Below are 19,038 nucleotides of genomic sequence, written 5' to 3'. Positions count from 1 at the left end.
CCACACCTGCAAAAACGACGACGAAATATGTGAATGTGAGCACGGGTTCACTGAATATGCGAAAAAGTGGGAAAGCTACCGCAAGCATAGTCGCAATACTTTCAAAAGGAACGAAAGTGACGGTGTATTCGGAATCCAATGGCTGGGCGAAAGTCAAAGCCAGTGGAAAGGACGGATATGTCAGTACCAAGTATCTATCGTCAACGAAGCCAGGATCGGGATCAACGGCAGCCACACCTGGAAAAACGACGACGAAATATGTGAATGTGAGCACGGGTTCACTGAATATGCGAAAAAGTGGGAAAGCTACCGCAAGCATAGTCGCAATACTTTCAAAAGGAACGAAAGTGACGGTGTACTCGGAATCCAATGGCTGGGCGAAAGTCAAAGCCAATGGAAAGGACGGATATGTCAGTACTGACTATCTTTCAACAACAAAGCCTGGAACGGACTTCAAACCATCCATACCTGAAAAAACGACAACGAAATATGTAAATGTCAGCACGGGTTCACTGAATATGCGGAATAAGCCGTCAGAAAGTGCTTCCGTCATAGTGAAATTGGCAAGGGGTGTAGAGGTAGAAATCATCTCGGAATCAAATGGCTGGTCAAAAGTAAAAGCGTATGGCGGAGAAGGTTATGTCAGTACGCAATATCTATCAGCAACGAAGCCTGGTTCAGTACCGGGGTTGAATCCGGACGAAGAAGAAAACACGTTAGTTAAATATGTAAATGTGAATGATGGCTCCAGTCTGAATATGCGGTCTGCTGCATCAGCTTCCGCTTCAATTATAGCCAAGCTTGTAAACAATACGGCCGTAACGGTGTATTCAGAGTCTAATGGCTGGTCAAGAGTCACGGCCAATGGAAAAACCGGATATGTCAGTACGCAATATTTAACGGCCAAAGCACCTGAAGGTCCAGGAAGTTCAAATGGATCGATAATCAGGATCGATAAAGAGTATAATCTTACGATGGAAAAGATGGTTGAAATTCAAATGGCCGTAAATGGTCAAACGGATAAAAAGTATAAAACCTACATACGTGAAGATGGATTAACTTTATTCAATTCAACAAAAGGTACAGTTAAAGGAACCGGATGGCGTGTCAGGGGCGGAGCTGGATCTAATTATTGGGTAGTCGGTCCTGTCAGCAATTATCAATCATTGAATATTAAATCGAAAGTAAAGGGCTCTGACGGATACTATTGGTATGAGGTGGACTATAACAAGACATGGGTAAATGCCAGTCCGGAAGATATAGAATATAATCTTAAACCCAATAATTTTGTGAATGATCCAGTAAATACATTCCAATTCGTCAAGCTTTCCCAAGTCACCAACATGAACGTTTCTGAAGTGAATAATAGAATCCTTTCAGGTAAAGGGATTCTACAAGGCCAAGCAGCAACCTTTACAGCGGCAGGGGAAAAATATGGGGTCAATGAGATCTACCTGATTTCACATGCTTTGCTGGAGACCGGGAATGGCACTTCATCGTTAGCGACTGGCGTAAAGGTGAATGGGAAAACGGTCTATAATATGTATGGAGTGGGAGCATTTGACGGAACGGCGCTAAGCAGCGGCGCTCAATACGCCTATAATGCAGGCTGGTTCACTCCGGAAGCGGCCATAATAGGCGGTGCCGAATTCATCGCCAAAGGATATATCTCTGCTAGACAGGACACGCTTTACAAAATGAGATGGAATCCTATAGCTGCAGAGAAATATGGATATGCTTCACACCAGTATGCGACTGATATTGGCTGGGCAGCAAAACAATTGAAACAGATTTATAATTTGTATAGTTTACTAGATTCCTATAAATTGACGATTGAAGTTCCTAAGTATAAATAAAAAAACAGGAAAAAACACATGAGTCCAACTCATGTGTTTTTTTGCTATTTAGCTTTATCCTTTTCCAGAATGCCCCTAACGACATCCTCGATCGTCACCACTCCCAACGCCTTTTCCAAGGCAAGTTCAGCAACGGAAAAGATGGGCTCTATTGTATCTTGTATATTTCGTCCAACAGTGCATGCTGGATTAGGATTTTCATGGATTCCAAATAATTCTTTATCGGAGACAACGTTAACAGCCTGATAAACATCGAGCAAAGTGATATCCGATAATTCCTTGGCCAATGTCGCTCCGGCGATACCCGGCCGAACGTTCACTAAACCTGCATTCTTCAGCATGCCGGTGATTTTTCTGATTAAGGCTGGGTTGGTGTTTACACTTTTTGCAATAAAATCAGAAGTGTTAACGCCTTCTTTGTTTATTTCTAAAAGAGATAATATATGGATCCCTACGGAAAAGCGGGTACTGATGGACATCTCTTTTTTCTCTCCTTTAAAATCTCTATTCTTATATAGTATAAATTATTTAACATGTAATTCAAGTGATTACAAGTTATAATGGCCTGCAAGAATAATATTTATCCATTAACCGTTTCCTTGTCAAGTAACGCCGTTTCAGCAAAGGCCAAAATAAAAGGTATGTGTAATTGACAAACCAGCATGGTGAAACTTATATTATAACGTGTAAATGAACTAGTTACAGGTGAAAGGTGCAGGAAGGGGGGAACTGAAATCGGCCCCTATGGCTGGATAAGGAATATCAACACAACTACAAGTGATGGAGGTATATGATGGCTAATAAAAAAAAGGGTAATCAAAAACAATCTTCTGCATTCACGTTTTGGGTCATAGGTTTAATCGCTGTAATCATTATTGGCTTTATATTTTTAGCAAATGGGAAAGACGAAGATACAGCCGTTAATGAAATCGATTATAAATCACAGCCTTATTTGGGAGAAAAATCGGCTCCTGTCCAAATAGTGGAATTTGGTGATTATAAATGTCCAGTCTGTAAGACATTCGAGGAACAATTCTTTCCTTCTATACAAAGTGAATTGATTGATACAGGAAAAGCGCAATTTTATTTCATGAATTATTCGTTCATTAACGTCGATTCAACCAGATCCGCTAAATTTGCGGAAAGTGTTTATCAGGAATTAGGTAATGATACTTTTTGGAAATTTCATGAGCTGTTGTACGATAAGCAGCCAGATGACCTGAAATATGAAAAGGAAGATGTATTTACGGACAAATTCTTAGAAGAAACATTGAAAGAAATCGCAAATGACAAAGATGTGAAAAAGGTCGTTACCTCTTTTAAAGCCGAAAAATCCGAGGACCAATGGAATAAGGATATGGAGTTGGCTGACGAATTGGGCGTTTCTGGAACTCCTTCCTTATTTGTCAATGGCAAGAAGTTTGAAGGAAATACAATTGATGATTTAGTGAAAATGGTTGATGATGCAGCGAAGGAGAAATAGTGATGAACAAGCCACTATTATTTTCTTGGCTCCTGTCCATCATCGCCACTGCTGGAAGTCTCTACTTTAGTGAGATTCTCCATTATGTACCCTGTACCTTTTGTTGGTATCAAAGGATCTTGATGTACCCGCTCGTTATTTTATTGGGTCGGGCCTTTTATGAGCAGGACCTGAAAATCCATCGATACATCCTCCCATTATCGATTTTGGGCATGTTGGTGTCAGGGTATCACTATAGTCTGCAAAAAATTCCAGCACTAAAGCATTTCGAAATGTGCCAAAGCGGTGTTCCCTGCTCAGGTGAGTATATAAATTGGCTAGGGTTCATAACGATCCCCTTTTTGGCCTTTATCGCTTTTACTCTCATCACTATTTGCATGGGACTGCTCATGATAAAGAAAAAAAGCTTGTAATTAAGTGCACCATTCTAAAAGGAATGGTGTTTTTTATATTTATCGACGAAACTCAAGATATATCGGCGAAAACAGCAATATATCGACGAAACACCTCTAAATAATAAAGTTGACAAAACGGCAACCTGTAATTTATATTATTACATGTAAGTTATTTGGTTACAATTAAAATTTCAAAACAAAATATAGGGGGAAATAAAATGAAAATCGGTATTATTGGTGCGAGCGGAAAAGCTGGAAGTCTAATTTTAAAGGAAGCATTGACTAGGGGGCATGAAGTTACGGCCATTGTCAGGGATGAAGCAAAAGTCCAAATTCAAGGAGCATCCGTACTGGAAAAAGACGTATTCGATCTGAAAGCAGAAGATATTAATGAATTCGATGTGGTAGTGAATGCCTTTGGCGCTGCTCCAGGGAAAGAACATCTGCATGTCGATGCAGGGAAAATCCTGATTGAGGCAGTGAAAGGGGCTCCTCAAACTAAACTGATCGTTGTTGGCGGAGCTGGAAGCCTTTTCGTTGACGAGGCAAAAACGATCCGTGTACTGGATACGCCTGAGTTCCCTAAAGAATACTTTGCAACAGCGGATAATCAATCCAAGAACCTTGGAGATCTGCAAAACGCCACTGGCATCCAATGGACGTTCATCAGTCCTTCCGCCTTCTTTGATCCGCAAGGAATTAGAACAGGTGGGTATAAACTGGGTAAAGATAACCTTCTTGTAAACTCAAAGGGTGAAAGCTATGTAAGCTATGCCGATTTTGCCCTTGCAGTACTTGATGAAATTGAAAACCCGCAGCACATCAACCAACGCTTTACCGTTGTTGCCGAAGCAGAATAATTAAGTGGACGTCGCCCATTGTGGTGACGTCCATTTTTTTGCCTCCATTTAAATGCATTTACAACAAATTTTTGCCGAAAATATTGACTGATGTCCATATATTGCTGATGATATAGCAAGAAAATCCTATAAACGGCTTTTAATATTAATTATTACTGTTAGTTTTTGTTAGAAGATTTCCCAACAAATAAAGAAGGGCTATGCGAAGATGGATTAAAGCTGACGGTGGGCACCAATAGGGAAGAAGTCATTGATTTACCTAAAACAAATGTAATGAAGTACTTCCTTGAGGATGGCCCATGGGTATGCTTGCGGCCATCTGGTACAGAACCTAAAATCAAAGTCTATTTCGGGATCCATGGTGAAACGATGGAAGAAGCCGAGCTGAAATTGAAGCAGGTCATGAATGCTTTCATGGAAAATATTAATGAGATGATCAATAGTGCTAAATGAATAAGTCTTTGGACCTATCAGTCATATAATTAAGAAAAATAAGGCCTTTTCCTGAAATATCGGGGAAAGGCCTTATATTTTTCAAGAAAAAAGCGGGATATTGCATTGGGTGGAAGTTTCAATTATGGTTGCGTTTACAAATGGAGGTTATTTTTTCCACTAATATATTTACAAAAAACGAGTCTATGTTACTATAAAAAGGGTGAATAAGTAAAATTTGTAGTTTTATCTTAATATGAAGGAGTTACAAGAATGAAAAAAGTTAAAAAGGCCATTATACCTGCAGCGGGATTGGGAACCAGATTCTTGCCCGCAACGAAGGCTATGCCTAAAGAAATGCTGCCAATAGTCGATAAACCAACTATACAATATATTATAGAAGAAGCCGTGAAAGCGGGAATTGAAGATATAATCATTGTCACAGGAAAGAATAAACGAGCGATAGAAGATCATTTTGATAATGCATACGAACTAGAGAATAACTTGAGGGATAAAGGGAAATTCGATTTATTGGAGAAGGTGCAATACCCGTCCAATTTAGCTAATATTCACTACATAAGGCAAAAAGAACCGAGAGGCCTCGGCCATGCTGTTTGGTGTGCACGTAACTTTATTGGTGATGAGCCATTTGCCGTCCTTTTAGGCGATGATATCGTAGAAAGCGATGTGCCCTCCCTACGTCAATTAATCAATGAATATGATGCGACAGGTTCATCCATCATTGGGGTGCAGCCGGTAAGTGAGAACGAAACACATAGATATGGCATCATTGACCCGCTTACACAAGAAGGCAGAAGATACGAAGTGAACCGTTTCGTCGAAAAGCCAAAACAAGGAACGGCACCATCCAACTTAGCGATCATGGGAAGATACATACTGACTCCGGAAATATTCTATTTCCTAGCCAAGCAGGAAACAGGGGCTGGCGGTGAAATCCAGTTAACGGATGCCATCCAAAAACTGAATGAAATCCAAAAAGTCTTCGCTTACGATTTTGAAGGAAAACGCTATGATGTCGGCGTTGTCGATGGCTTTGTGAAAACGACAATTGAGTTTGCCCTGCAACGTCCTGATTTAAGGGACGACATCATAAAAGTAATGGAAAATATCCTTGAACTGCACAAGGCAGTGGACAAATAAACTTTTACTGCCCATTCATAACCTTTTAATTTAATAGAGTAATCATTTTTAAAAAATCTCCAACTATTGATCATTCATAGTTGTTATTTTTGGTTAATGAAAGGCAAACATAGTTTGGAATGGTGAATATAAATCCATAAAAGGGGATGCCTATTTAGTGAATAAGAAGGTAATAAAAAGAAAAGTCGATTTCCTTAAACAGCCTATCGCCAATTTCCTAATGAAGGGAAATCATCAGCGTGTAAATAGATATGCAAAGTATTATGAGAAATTAAGCGTACAAAAAAACACCATTCTATATGAGAGTCGTGATGGAAACAGTATGACTGACAGTCCATACGCGATGTTTAAATATATGCTGGAAAATCAAGACTATCAAGATTTTATGCACATTTGGTCCATCCAGGATTTCAGTGTCCTCTCAGGTGTAATAGCGAAGTATAAGGGTATGCCGAATGTTCAATTTGTTCAACGTAATTCAAAGGAATATTTAAAATGGTTGGCAACGAGTGAGTATTTAATCAATAACTCCACATTCCAGTCTTTCTTCATCCCTAAAAGCGATCAAATTTACATCAATACCTGGCATGGAACGCCACTTAAGAACATGGGCTTTGATATACCCGGTAACCCTTCGGTATCTCAAAACGTTGTCAGGAACTTTTTGAGCGCAGATGTCATTTTGAGCCCTAATGCCCATACTACCAACATATTTACCCATAGCTATAAGTTAAATGGATTGTATAAAGGTGAAATAATAGAAGAAGGATATCCGAGGATCGATTTGACGCTGAATACGAATCCGGGGGAGTATAAGGATTATCTAAGGACTCTAGGTTTGAAAATCAGTGATGCTAAGGAAAATATTTTATATGCCCCGACTTGGAAGGGGACGAATTTGGCCAAAGTAGATAACGATCTTCTTCAAATCATTGCAGATATTACTTATTTACAAAGTCAAATCGGTGAACAATATAACCTTTTTATTAAGGTGCATCCATTCCTGTATAAAGAAGCGGCCAAGCATTTGGAAATCAAGGATCGGCTAATACCTGACCATGTGGATACAAATGAATTGCTTGCTGCAGTTGATTTGCTTATCACGGATTATTCCAGCATTTTCTTTGATTACCTTGTTACCGATAAGCCCATTCTATTTTACACTTGGGATACCGACGTTTATGCAGAGCAAAGGGGACAATATCTCCAAAATGATGAACTTCCGGGACCGATGCTTTTTAACTCCAAAGAATTGGCACTAGCCATTAAAGATATTAAAAATGTAAAATTGAGATATTCCGATAAATATAAAAAAATGCAGGAAAAATTCACTTACCATGAGGATGGAAAAGTAACAGAGAGAATAGTCAATAATATTTTCAATAAGTCTACGAAACAACTAAATACAATTTCTGGGCTGGATTCCGCAAAGGAAAAAATATTAATTTATCCGGGCGGATTGAGGGATAACGGGATTACATCCTCTTTCCTTAACTTAATGAATAATATTGATTATGATAAATATGATGTCAGCTGTTTTACTGCCACTCCTCACTCGTACGAGGTTTTGAAAAATATGGGCAAGGTTAATAAGAATGTGCGTTTTCTATTCAAACCTGGCTTGCCTGTGTATAAATTTTTGGAAGTCTACAAAGATAAATTCATCCATAACAGAGGGGAAAGAGGTTTCTTAGGGAAGAAGCTTTACCCGGAAAATGCTTATATTAGAGAGCATGCACGTTTATTCGGTAAAACAAAGTTTGATTTTGTTATCGATTTTAGCGGTTATAGCCATTATTGGGCTAAATATCTGCTGGCGGCAGACGCAAAAAAGAAAGTTTGTTATATGCATAATGATTTGCTTTCTGATAGTGAGCGCATCATTAATGGAAAGAGACCTCACCGTATTAATCTAAGAGGGATTTTTTCGGTATACCATCGGTTTGATAAACTGGTAAGTGTTTCTGAGGGAACGATGGAATTAAACCGAAAGAATCTATTGGAGTATGCAGACTTCGATAAATTTGATTATGTAATGAATTCTATCAACCCGGATAAAATCCTTCAAATCGAGTCAAATGAACCTGAAGTTATCGAAAATGATGAAAAGGCATTGATCACAGAAAACTTCAAAGCAAGGGCGATATTAAGGGATGTTAAGGATAATCATGTTTGGAATACCCTTCCGGGAATTTCGAATGCCACTCAATTTCCACTGGAAGAACGATTTGAAGGTGCTGAAATCGTGATTTCGAGAAAGGCCCATTCTGATCAAAAAACTTTTTACAAATTCAGTCATAACAATCAAATAATTGGCTGGATTAGTGAAGAAGCTGTGGAGCTGTTGCCAGACAGCATTATTTATGAAAAAGAAGTGGATAAAATTGCAAGGTTAGTAAGACCTCGATCGCACTATATTTGGTCCTTGCCGTATAAGGTTGAAGGAACGTACAAAGTTTCCGGCAGTCATGATTTTAAAGGGATCATTGTAAAAGTCGATAGGGAAGCAAAAACCCAGCATTCGATTTATAGCAGAATATCTGTAAAAAACAAAATAATAGGCTGGATAGATAATTCTGCTTTATCCATGCTAGAACATTGTACAATCAATGAAGACATGAGCTTTAATGACAAGCTGCAAATCATGATGAAAAGAAAGTATATAATATCGAGAAACTATAAAAACAATAAAAAATTCATTGATAAGATTGAGAATAGAACGCTGAAGGAAATAAACACCGGTAATCAGAAGTATGGAAAAATAACTAACCCGGAAGACCATACAATCTGGACGAAGGCTTATCCGAACTACAAGGCTAAAAGAGTAACCAAGGCAATCGATTTTGAAGGGCAAATCGTCAGAATCATAAAGTATAACAGAACCAGCAAAGGCGGCTATTACCTTTTCGAAATCGATAATAAGAAAATTGGCTGGTTAAATACGGGGGCATTCGAAATCATAGAAGAGCCAATCCTGTTAAAAGAACGGGAAGTGCGCGGCACTGCGGAAATTAACTTAGGCGACTATAATATATGGGATAAGCCTTATGGGCTGCAGGATGCGATGGTCTTGGAAAATGGGCCAGCCTTCAATGGCCGGGTCGTGGAATTCGATAAAGAAGCGGTTACTCAACTTGGTACTTATGCCCATATATTATTGGACGGGATATCCATAGGCTGGATCGATAAACAGGCGTTAATCGTACAAGAGGTGCATGGATTGGAAGTGAATAATCAATTCGTTCCATATCCTGATGAAAATGATTTTAACTTTGTCAATATGGGAAGATTATCTCCTGAAAAAGGTCAAGATAATTTGATTCGTGCATTCGCAGGCTTTCATGAGATACACAAAAATAGTAAACTGTTTATTTTAGGACAAGGACCTTTAAAGGAAGATTTGCAGGCAATCATTGATGAGCTGGACTTAAATCATTCCATTCATCTTTTGGGCCAGCTTGAAAATCCATTTTCGTTCATGGGAAAATGTGACTGCTTCGTTCTTTCCTCACATTATGAAGGGCAGCCTATGGTTTTATTGGAGGCAATGACCTTAGGAATGAAAATCATGGCTACTGATATAGTGGCTAACCGAACCGTTTTGGAAAACGGTAAATTTGGTTTACTTGTCGAAAATAGCATTGATGGACTGGAAAAGGGCTTATCTACTATGGTTAGTAATGATAATCCTAAACTAGCGAAGTTTGATTACACCCAATATAATGGATTGGCCATGGAAACCTTCAATAAATGCTTATAAAATGTGGGAGGTTCTTATAATTAGAAGAACCTCTCACACTAAGTACATATATAGGTTGCGAGATTGGGTAATGATTCATTTTAGCTTAAAGTAAAAGGGGAAATTCTATATGATTTTGGTCGTTGGCGGTGCAGGATATATTGGAAGTCATCTTGTAAAAGAGTTAGTGAATACTGAAGAGGTAGTCATTCTGGATAATCTCTCAACCGGTTTTCGTTCGCTGGTCGATTCGAAGGCAATCTTGGTGGAAGGGAATTTAGGGGACGAAGCCGTTTTGAATGAAATATTCCTTAAGTATCCCATTAAAGCTGTTATGCACTTTGCCGCTAATAGCTTGGTTGGGGAGTCTGTTCAAGATCCTTATAAATACTATGATAATAATGTAGGTGCAACTCTTACATTATTGAATACCATGCTCAAGCATGATGTTAAGAATTTCATTTTTTCATCAACGGCAGCTACGTACGGGATACCAAATGTGGATATGATTGATGAAGATCAGCCAACCAATCCGATTAACCCATATGGCCGCTCGAAATTGATGGTAGAGCAAATCTTAGGGGACTTTGCTAAGGCATATGGACTACATTATGTCGTCTTGCGTTACTTTAATGCGGCCGGAGCACATGCGTCAGCAGAAATCGGTGAAAGCCATGATCCGGAAACACACCTGATTCCAATCATTTTACAGCATTTATTAGGTCAACGTGATAAGATTTCCGTGTTTGGTACGGACTATGACACAGAAGATGGCACTTGCATTCGTGATTATATCCATGTAACGGATTTAGCCCAAGCTCATATAATCGCGCTTCAAGCCCTATTATCCGGGAAGAAGGATACGGCCATCTACAATCTTGGGAATGGAAAAGGATTTTCGGTTAAGGATGTAATCGACACTTGCGAAAAAGTCACAGGAGTTAAACCGACAGTTGAGTATGCAGACCGTCGCCCTGGAGATCCAGCCCGCCTGGTTGCTTTGGCCAACAAGATATATGAAGAACTAGGATGGAAAGCATCGATAGATTTGGAAGAAATCATTGAAAGTGCGTGGAAATGGCATAAATCTCAAATGAATTAATGTTCCCTTGGGACTTGGTAGTCATTTCAGACTGCAGGCAAACTCGAAGAAAAGCGAGTTTGCCTGCAGTTTTTTTATTTGAAAAAACTTTCAGTTGATTGGAACGTAAGGTACGAGACTCCTGCGGGAAAAGCGTGGCCAAGGGAGACCCCGCAGGCGAGCGCCGGGGATGCTCCCGGACCGCCCGCGGAAAGCGAGTGCCTGGAGTGGAAATCAACGATCAGGTTTACTCTCCCCCAAAAAATATAGCTGATTTCAGAAATCCGCTCCCTTTTCGCCGACTGTCTGCCAAGCCTCTTCAAAGCAAGCGTCTGTGGGGTGGACAATGGTTGTTTCACTTACTATAGGAAAAAAAGGGATATGGATAGAGAAATAGAATTACTATTAAATAGAAGCACCATTCATTTAATAGGAGATGTTAGATTTGAAAACGGTAAGGGTTTTTCATTACGATGCGTTCAGCAGTACACCGAATAAAGGGAATCCGGCAGGTGTGGTTTTAGATGCGGATGGACTGACCGAAAAGGAAATGCAGGATATAGCGATGAAGGTGGGGTTCAATGAAACCTCTTTTCCGATGGATTCCGATATTGCCGATCTTAGGGTCCGTTATTTTACACCGGGACACGAAATGAATCTTTGCGGACACGCGACAATGGCTACCATCCATGCACTGAAGACCAGGGGATTATTGGATAAAGATGAGCTGATGATTGAAACAGGAGCGGGAATATTGCCAATCAAGATCCATACGACGGCGGGGCCTGATATTTATATTACGATGAAGCAGGCCGCGCCGCAGTTTGAAGCGTTTAACGGAGATAAAGGTGGCTTGGCCAGTTCCCTTGGCCTTGATATAGAAGATCTGGAAAGTGAATTACCTATTGTTTATGGAAGTACAGGTTTATGGACTTTACTGGTTCCGGTAAAAGAAAGAAGTTCATTTAAAAGGATGAAGGCCAACAATAGCCTGTTTCCGCAATTATTAAAGGAAATGCCAAGAGCTTCCGTTCATCCCTTTTGTCTGGAGACGTACGATAGTGATGCCCATATGCATGCCCGGCATTTTTCCTCGCCCTTTTCAGGTACGCTTGAAGACCCGGTTACAGGAACGGCTTCAGGTGTAATGGGGGCTTATTATGCAAAATACATAAAGGGTGATCTTGAAGATGAGGTGCATCTGTTAATCGAACAGGGGCATGAAATCGGAAAGGATGGCAGAGTTCGCGTTACGGCTACCAAAAACCATGACACCTATGATATTGAAATCACCGGTAATGCTGTCTACGTTAAAGAATTTGAAGTGGAAGTCTGAAGGTTCATGCAGGGGTGGATGGGCGGTTGAATGATAAGCATATCTGAAAAGGCATTATGAAAACGTAAAAACCCTGTGCTAAGACGTTTCATGTCATAGCACAGGGTTCTTGATGAATCATTCCCCCATGCTCATTCCTTTTAAAACGGCCGCAGTCAGAAACACGGTCACGTAAATGATTGAGGTGGATACGACGATCGCAGTCGGTATAGTCATTGGAAATCCCCCCTTTAGATCAGGGTCACGCGCTAAGATCAACCTTAGCTCCATGTACAAAGTTGTAAGTGAGTTTATCCATCGAAGCTCCCGTAAAGTCGATTTTCTTTAAATCGGACATCCGAAATTGAACATTGATGAGTGTGGCATCGCGAAATGATGCCTTTTTCAATGAAGAACCTTCGAAAATGGTTTGGTTGAATGTTTCCCCATCAAATATAAGACCAGATAAATTACAGCTTTTAAAAAATGGCTTTTATTATAAATGCTGTTCTTGAAAGTTACGCCTTTTAAATTTGTACTTTTAAATAAGGTACCAGTTAAATTGGCGTTTTCAAAGATACAATTATCTAAGTTACTGCTTTTAGATGTGCTGTTCGTCAGGTTGGAATGGCTGAAGTCGGAACGGCTTAAATCGCAGGAATTAAACTTCCCATCATGCACCGAAACCGAGCGAAAGTCGGAATCCAATAAGCCGTTGCCTGGAATAGTCCATGTTTATCGCCTGCTCAAGCACATTATATTGCAGATTGAGTGATTCCATGAGCTCTGATACTTCCCCAATCGAATCCACAGTCAGCTTATACGCTTCCTGCTCACTGGCACCATTCCTTCTATGGTCATTGTATTTTTCCAGTAAGTTTTGCAGCAGTTCTTCTTCCAATTCCTTTGCTGTTTTTGCACTTTTGTACGGCGCAAAAATGTTATGAACATGTGCATTCAGTTTTTCAATCACATTTCATCTTCCTTTCTTATAGGAGGCGCTCAAGTATTCGTTTGGCCTGCTCCCAGTCATTTTTATTTTGGATATATGTGTCTTCCCCGATTGGGGTGATTTTGTAATATTTCCTTCTCCCGCCTTGTGTGGCATCTCCCCAATAAGAAATGATGCATCCGTCCTTTTCCAGTCGTTTTAAGCTGGAATACATCGTCGCTTCCTTAATTTCATATTGCTCATTGGAATTCGTATATATCAGTTTGCTGATTTCATAACCATATTTATCGCCACTTTGCAGGAGTTTTAGAATCATCGTATCTACATGTCCGCGAAGCAAGTCAGAGGATAGTTGTCGTTGAACCAAACCCTCACCTCCTTTGGTATATCGTATAGTATATTACTATGACAGTCAGGGTAATTTGATTAATGTATTTCGCGGAGTTAAGGGCTTTATATTAGGAGGGTCGTTCTTAACATGTCCGTTTTCGTGGATCACTGCGTCGCATACTTTTTTTAATTTTACTAATTTGGCAGATATAATATCCGCTTGGAAGGGATTGATTATGCTTTATAGAAGAAAGATGTAAGGGGGTGGGGAGGTTGAATAATTCGTGGAATAAAGTGATTTATAAGGGGTGGTCGCCGATTTATGACAAAATCTTCAACTCTTATCTCTTTTTAGATGCCAGGAAAAGAATATTTGAAGAGATGCATTTTCTTGATGATGCAAAGGTTCTATTTGTGGGCGTAGGTACGGGTGCCGATTTGGAGTTGATCAAGAACCTTGACCTTGAGATAACGGCGATAGACCTGTCAGCGGATATGCTAAAAAAAGCGATGGGGAAATTTGATGATGCATCGATCAGTTTCCTCGAGATGGATGCACAGCATATGGAATTCGCTGATGAATCGTTTGACTATATAGTGGGAAGTTTGGTCCTTTCCGTCGTACCTGATGCCAATGAATGCCTTCAGGAAATGATCCGGGTTTTAAAAGGGGAGGGGAAAATAATTATATTCGATAAGTTTATCTCTAAAGATGAACGGCTTTCATTGCCCAAAAAGCTTCTGCGCCTCATCATTCGATTTTTAGGAACGGATATTGGCTTGAGGTTTGAAGACTTGTTCAGTAGACATGATAAGAATATGAAAATTGAAGAAGATCGACCGGTCATGCTGAATGGAATGTATAGAAAGATAATCATCAGTAAACGGATTTGATAGGAAGGTGGTTGAGGGATGTTTCAGAATTGGATTGGGAGTCGGATTCAAAGACATCAGGATACATCATAGAGCTTTAGTTTTGTTGTTTGGAAGCTAAAAAAATAGGAACCTGACTCCTCTTTCCCTTGGTGTAGTCGTTAAACCTGATCCGCTGTAAAGAGCATGTAATATTTGACATGTCTATATAAAACCCATGTCTCCCTAAAGTGGATAAGGAGCTGATCATCGGGTTATTAAGTAAGAATGGATCATACCATCAGAAGGTAGTTTGAACGCATCTTTGACCTTTAAATTCCAGTGGCCATATATAAACAACAAGGTCCAATAGTGTCTGAACGTCATATGTAACGCATTTTTGATGCTGCCGTTACATAGGCACTGGCCGAAATCAGTATAATTAAATGGTGGGATATAATGGGGAGAGGTGATGGTTTTGCCGGAGACGATTACAACCTATGAAGATCTATTGAACATGCTGGACTCGTTATTGCGTGAGCCAACTGGATTCTGGAATGGTTTTTATGAAGACCGTGAAAAAGGGGTTCCCTTTTTCGGAAATTTCCCTGATGAGAATTTGGTTACATATTTTGATGGTGGGTTAATTGGGCCAGGAAAGGTTCTTGAACTTGGGTGCGGACCTGGAAGAAATGCCATTTATCTCGCTCAAAAGGGCTGTTCCGTTGATGCGGTGGACCTTTCGAAGGAAGCCCTTGAATGGGGAAAAGAACGAGCGGCAGATAAAAATGTCCACGTGAACTTCATTCAAAGGAATATATTTGATTTGGATATTGAGGGAGGGCAATATGACTTCGTGTATGATTCAGGTTGTTTTCACCATATTGCTCCACATCGAAGGATCAATTATTTGGAGATGGTGAAAAAGGCGTTAAGGCCTAAGGGGATGTATTCGATTACTTGTTTTGTCGAAGGCGGCATATTGGGTGGCGCAGATATTTCAGATTGGGAAGTATATAGGCAAAGAAGCCTTAAGGGCGGATTAGGTTTTACTGAAGAAAAACTCAGAATGATCTTCAAGGAGTTTGAAGTGGTGGAAATACGTAAAATGAGAAAAATGGAACAATCGGATGAAACCTTTGGGGTGCAAGGTTTATGGACGGCGTTATTTATGAAATGAGAAGGCAAAATGGTGATGCAATGGTTTTAAACGGAGGATCTGGGATCAGGTCCTTTTTTATTATGAAGAAAAGGGGAATTTGTTAACAAAATATAAAAATAAAACTATTACAATAAAATGCTTTATGGGTGAACGCAGATTTACCAGAATAGTAGTTGAGGGTTTTACTGATTTTTTTTTGAAAAACAGTGGTTGTATGGTTTCAAAAACAGCTGGGAAGGTATATGGAAAGAGGGGCCATTGGGCTTCAAATCATAAGATTTTAAGTATGGAAGAGGTTATCTTCGATGCTTACTTTGTTGATAATTTTTCAATACCCTGACAATGCTGATTTCAGCGTTAGATTTATCGACTGCTTTTTATAAAAAACTAAATTAGGAGGAGTTTATGCACAGAAATAAAGAATTATATTCCTTTTTATTAGGTGTGGCAGCACAATTGACTGAGGAATGGTACGCAACATTGAATAAAAACGATAAGGCGGGTGTTTATAGCTCACCCGATCCCAAAGTGATTAAAAAACTAAAGCAGCAAAATAATGAATTCCATTTACGTTTCTTTCAGGTCTTTGATACAGAGGAGAGGGAATTCTTTAAGCAGCTTGGTGATTGGATTGAAGAGATCGGTCAGGATGAGGAGCATTTAAGCACACCCATCTATTTTATATTGAGGGAGTTTTTTCGAACGCAAGAGCAATACTTGGATTATATTGACCGGTTTGTGGGGTTGCATGGAGATAAATATAGACAAGAGGAAATAAATTCCTGGTATCGGGTAGTGGTGAAGGTGTTCAGTGAAGTGATGGAGAGGTTTACGGAAGCGAATCATAGATATGCCAATAAAATTATGAAAGCCCAACAGGCAACGATCGATGAATTGAGCACGCCCATCATTTCCCTTAAAGATAACACGGCGTTGCTTCCCCTGATAGGCGATATTGATACGACGAGGGGCATGTCCTTGCTTGAAAACACATTACAAAAGTGCGCTGAAAAAAATGTCACCAGGCTTTTCATTGACCTCTCGGGCGTTCATGCAATAGATAGTGCATCCGCACACCAGCTGTCTCAGTTGATTGAATCCTTACATTTGATCGGAATCCAAACAACCCTTTCAGGACTTCGGCCGGAAATAGCCATGACTGCCGTTAAGCTTCAACTGCCTTTTGATAAAGTGACGATAAAGTCCACTCTTGCCCAAGCTATCAGTACGATAAAATAATACATACATATCCAGGGCATGGGGATGCTCGTTATGAATTTCATCGAGAAGACCGCCATATGGCGGTCTTCTCGCATGTATAGGTGATGCTGCATTTAAAAAATAGGTACTGGGCTCATATGGCAAGAGCCGGAACCTGCCGGTTATTCAATATTGGCAAAGACGGCTAAATCTTCTTTATTGCCAACCACTAAAAGCATATCTTTTTCATGGATATCCTGATCCGGTGAGGGTGCTATGATAATTTCTCCATTACTCACGATGGCAATGACGCTGATATTATATTTTGCACGTAAATCAAGCTCCCTAAGGCTTTTTCCCTTCATGCTCACGGGGAGGATGATTTCCTCGATATTGTATTCTTTAGAGAGTTCTATATAGTTCAGCATGTTAGGGGAAAGAAGCTGATTCGCGACCCGTTCCCCCATATCCCTCTCAGGATAGATGACCCAGTCGGCACCGACTTTAGTGAGCACCTGACCGTGATTTTTATTAAGTGCTTTGGCAATGACCTTTTCGACCCCAAGCTCTTTTAAAAGCAAGGTAGTTAAAATGCTTGATTGCATGTCATTTCCGATGGCTACGATGACACAATCGAAATTACGGATTCCGATTGCTTTCAATGTCTCTTCTTCAGTCGTATCCGCCATGACCGCATGGGTAACGCTCAGTTCCGCATTCTCGACTCTTTCCTCGTTGACATCAATACCCAATACCTCTTGGCCGGCCGTATATAATCTATGGGCCACACTGGTTCCGAATCTGCCTAAGCCGATCACGGCATATTGTCGTTTTCCCATTTTTACACTCCTTCATTTATGATTAACCAATCATGATTTTCCCTTTTGGACGGCGGAACGGATCTGGTTTGCGCCTCATAGCGATAGCAAAGGCCAAAGTCAAAGGACCCACACGGCCTGCAAACATCGTGAAAATGATGAGCATCCGGCCAACCGGTGATAATTCGGGGGTCAATCCCATTGAAAGTCCAACTGTGGCGAATGCTGAAGTGGCTTCGAATAAAATCATCAAAAAGTCACTTCCGCTTTCAGTGATGGTCAGCAGAATGGAGATGATTGAAACCATGAATACGCCAATGAATGTAACGGATAATGATTTAAAGATCGTTTCACTCACAATGCGGTGACGGAATAATACCACATCCCCCTTGCCTTTAATCTGTGACCAAACCGTTCCAACAAGTGTCGCTAATGTAGTCGTTTTAATCCCGCCGCCAGTCGATCCAGGTGAAGCCCCGACGAACATCAAGAAAATGATGAGCAGTAATGTAGGCTGAGTTAAATCAGGGATATTCAGCGTATTGGAGCCTGCCGTCCTTGGTGTAACCGATTGAAATAATGATGACAGCATTTTACCCATGAAAGATAAAGGCTGCAATGTCTTGGCATTGCCGAACTCGAATAAAAAGATTAAAATTGCGCCGGCGATCGTAAGGGTCAAGCTAGTCATCAGAACTATCTTCGTATGTACGGATAAACGATGGGTATTCCGATATTCGTATAGTTCATTCATCACGATAAAACCTATCCCGCCAAACGTGATGAGGAAGGCGACGGTAAGGGTTACGAATGGATCCGATACATAAGCGGTCAAACTCCTGAATTCCCCCATTAAATCAAAGCCGGCATTATTGAAATTCGATATGGAATGAAAAAACCCGTAATAGACTGCCTTGCCGATTGGCATGTCAAAAGAAAAGCGAATCGATAAGATAAGGGCACCCAAGCCTTCAATGATCGCTGTGAAAATTAAAAGCCGTTTCACTAATCTGACTACACCCGCCATGGACAGATTATTTAAGGATTCCTGCAGAACTAACCTGCCTTTTAAAGAAATCTTTTTGCCTAATAATAAAAAGAAAAACGTCGCAAATGTCATGAAACCTAAGCCGCCTACCTGAATCAGTGTTAAGATGACCAACTCACCAAAAGTGGTGAAAGTAGATCCCGTATCCACTACGACAAGCCCTGTTACACAAGTAGCGGAGGTTGCGGTGAATAAAGCATCCAGAAAAGAAAGACCATTTCCATTTTCAGTGGAAATCGGCAGGGTTAATAAATAAGCCCCAATAAGTATCAGGATGGCAAAGCCGAGTACAAGTATTTTTGGCGGATCCAATAAATTTTTTGTCATTCTCAAATGATCATCCCTACCTATAAA

Annotated in this window: 18 protein-coding genes and 2 pseudogenes; 13 read left to right on the top strand and 7 right to left on the bottom strand. The window is 40.2% G+C overall.

The genetic code is table 11. The features are described 5' to 3' along the window. A partial coding sequence (locus Q8G36_RS19515; protein ID WP_305275178.1) for an SH3 domain-containing protein occupies positions 1-1,856 on the top strand: 1,856 nt, incomplete at its 5' end. A gap of 44 nt (positions 1,857-1,900) precedes the next feature. Here the strand turns inward: Q8G36_RS19515 and Q8G36_RS19510 are convergent. Then, on the bottom strand, positions 1,901-2,335 hold the full coding sequence (locus tag Q8G36_RS19510) for an Rrf2 family transcriptional regulator (RefSeq protein WP_305161833.1): 435 nt from the start codon (positions 2,333-2,335) through the stop codon (positions 1,901-1,903). Between the two features lie 314 nt (positions 2,336-2,649). Here Q8G36_RS19510 and Q8G36_RS19505 point away from each other — a divergent pair, with 314 nt between their 5' ends. The 8 genes and pseudogenes from Q8G36_RS19505 to Q8G36_RS19470 all read left to right on the top strand — a co-directional run bounded on the left by Q8G36_RS19505 (position 2,650) and on the right by Q8G36_RS19470 (position 12,343). Next, positions 2,650-3,339 (top strand): DsbA family protein, encoded by a 690-nt coding sequence (locus Q8G36_RS19505; protein ID WP_305161831.1) that lies wholly within the window; start codon positions 2,650-2,652, stop codon positions 3,337-3,339. A gap of 2 nt (positions 3,340-3,341) precedes the next feature. Continuing rightward, positions 3,342-3,752 carry a disulfide oxidoreductase gene (locus Q8G36_RS19500; protein WP_305161830.1) on the top strand — a complete coding sequence of 137 codons (411 nt, stop codon included), beginning with the start codon at positions 3,342-3,344 and terminating at the stop codon, positions 3,750-3,752. A 200-nt stretch (positions 3,753-3,952) separates the two neighbouring features. After that, on the top strand, positions 3,953-4,594 hold the full coding sequence (locus Q8G36_RS19495) for an NAD(P)-dependent oxidoreductase (protein ID WP_305161829.1): 642 nt from the start codon (positions 3,953-3,955) through the stop codon (positions 4,592-4,594). A gap of 234 nt (positions 4,595-4,828) precedes the next feature. Continuing rightward, positions 4,829-4,952: pseudogene (locus Q8G36_RS29375) on the top strand (hypothetical protein); the annotation flags it as partial. 347 nt (positions 4,953-5,299) lie between these two features. Beyond that, on the top strand, positions 5,300-6,187 hold the full coding sequence (gene galU, locus Q8G36_RS19485; RefSeq protein ID WP_305161827.1) for a UTP--glucose-1-phosphate uridylyltransferase GalU: 888 nt from the start codon (positions 5,300-5,302) through the stop codon (positions 6,185-6,187). A 157-nt stretch (positions 6,188-6,344) separates the two neighbouring features. Next, on the top strand, positions 6,345-9,947 hold the full coding sequence (locus Q8G36_RS19480; protein ID WP_305161826.1) for a CDP-glycerol glycerophosphotransferase family protein: 3,603 nt from the start codon (positions 6,345-6,347) through the stop codon (positions 9,945-9,947). Positions 9,948-10,056: 109 nt separating this feature from the next. Further along, complete coding sequence (gene galE, locus Q8G36_RS19475; protein WP_305161825.1) at positions 10,057-11,028, top strand: UDP-glucose 4-epimerase GalE; 972 nt, start codon at positions 10,057-10,059, stop codon at positions 11,026-11,028. Positions 11,029-11,452: 424 nt separating this feature from the next. Next, positions 11,453-12,343, top strand: a complete 891-nt coding sequence (locus Q8G36_RS19470) for a PhzF family phenazine biosynthesis protein (RefSeq protein ID WP_305161824.1) — start codon at positions 11,453-11,455, stop codon at positions 12,341-12,343. A 241-nt stretch (positions 12,344-12,584) separates the two neighbouring features. Here the strand turns inward: Q8G36_RS19470 and Q8G36_RS19465 are convergent. The 4 genes and pseudogenes from Q8G36_RS19465 to Q8G36_RS19450 all read right to left on the bottom strand — a co-directional run. Next, a pseudogene (locus Q8G36_RS19465) lies at positions 12,585-12,794 on the bottom strand (pentapeptide repeat-containing protein); the annotation flags it as partial. Further along, positions 12,728-13,003: a pentapeptide repeat-containing protein gene (locus Q8G36_RS19460; protein WP_305161839.1), complete on the bottom strand. Its 276-nt coding sequence runs from the start codon at positions 13,001-13,003 to the stop codon at positions 12,728-12,730. The pseudogene Q8G36_RS19465 and the gene Q8G36_RS19460, both read right to left, overlap by 67 nt. Next, on the bottom strand, positions 12,996-13,295 hold the full coding sequence (locus tag Q8G36_RS19455; RefSeq protein ID WP_305161823.1) for a permease prefix domain 1-containing protein: 300 nt from the start codon (positions 13,293-13,295) through the stop codon (positions 12,996-12,998). The genes Q8G36_RS19460 and Q8G36_RS19455 overlap by 8 nt, the downstream gene beginning before the upstream one ends. A 16-nt stretch (positions 13,296-13,311) precedes the next feature. After that, positions 13,312-13,590, bottom strand: a complete 279-nt coding sequence (locus tag Q8G36_RS19450; protein WP_370694097.1) for a PadR family transcriptional regulator — start codon at positions 13,588-13,590, stop codon at positions 13,312-13,314. A 287-nt stretch (positions 13,591-13,877) separates the two neighbouring features. Between Q8G36_RS19450 and Q8G36_RS19445 the strand changes: the two genes are divergently transcribed. The 4 genes from Q8G36_RS19445 (at position 13,878) to Q8G36_RS19430 (ending at position 16,857) form a co-directional block, all read left to right on the top strand. Then, positions 13,878-14,498: a class I SAM-dependent methyltransferase gene (locus Q8G36_RS19445; RefSeq protein ID WP_305161821.1), complete on the top strand. Its 621-nt coding sequence runs from the start codon at positions 13,878-13,880 to the stop codon at positions 14,496-14,498. A gap of 436 nt (positions 14,499-14,934) precedes the next feature. Continuing rightward, complete coding sequence (locus tag Q8G36_RS19440) at positions 14,935-15,636, top strand: class I SAM-dependent methyltransferase (protein ID WP_305161838.1); 702 nt, start codon at positions 14,935-14,937, stop codon at positions 15,634-15,636. A 79-nt stretch (positions 15,637-15,715) separates the two neighbouring features. Continuing rightward, complete coding sequence (locus Q8G36_RS19435; protein ID WP_305161820.1) at positions 15,716-15,958, top strand: hypothetical protein; 243 nt, start codon at positions 15,716-15,718, stop codon at positions 15,956-15,958. Between the two features lie 65 nt (positions 15,959-16,023). Further along, positions 16,024-16,857: an STAS domain-containing protein gene (locus Q8G36_RS19430; protein WP_305161819.1), complete on the top strand. Its 834-nt coding sequence runs from the start codon at positions 16,024-16,026 to the stop codon at positions 16,855-16,857. 143 nt (positions 16,858-17,000) lie between these two features. On the opposite strand, the gene Q8G36_RS19425 is transcribed toward Q8G36_RS19430, so the two are convergent. Then, on the bottom strand, positions 17,001-17,657 hold the full coding sequence (locus Q8G36_RS19425) for a potassium channel family protein (RefSeq protein ID WP_305161818.1): 657 nt from the start codon (positions 17,655-17,657) through the stop codon (positions 17,001-17,003). A 22-nt stretch (positions 17,658-17,679) separates the two neighbouring features. Then, positions 17,680-19,011 (bottom strand): TrkH family potassium uptake protein, encoded by a 1,332-nt coding sequence (locus tag Q8G36_RS19420; RefSeq protein WP_305161817.1) that lies wholly within the window; start codon positions 19,009-19,011, stop codon positions 17,680-17,682. Positions 19,012-19,038: the final 27 nt, after the last annotated feature.

The organism is Peribacillus frigoritolerans (genome assembly GCF_030676415.1).
In the GTDB taxonomy this organism is placed as follows: Bacteria; Bacillota; Bacilli; order Bacillales; family DSM-1321; genus Peribacillus; species Peribacillus frigoritolerans_A.
This window is presented reverse-complemented; position numbering and strand designations above follow the sequence as displayed.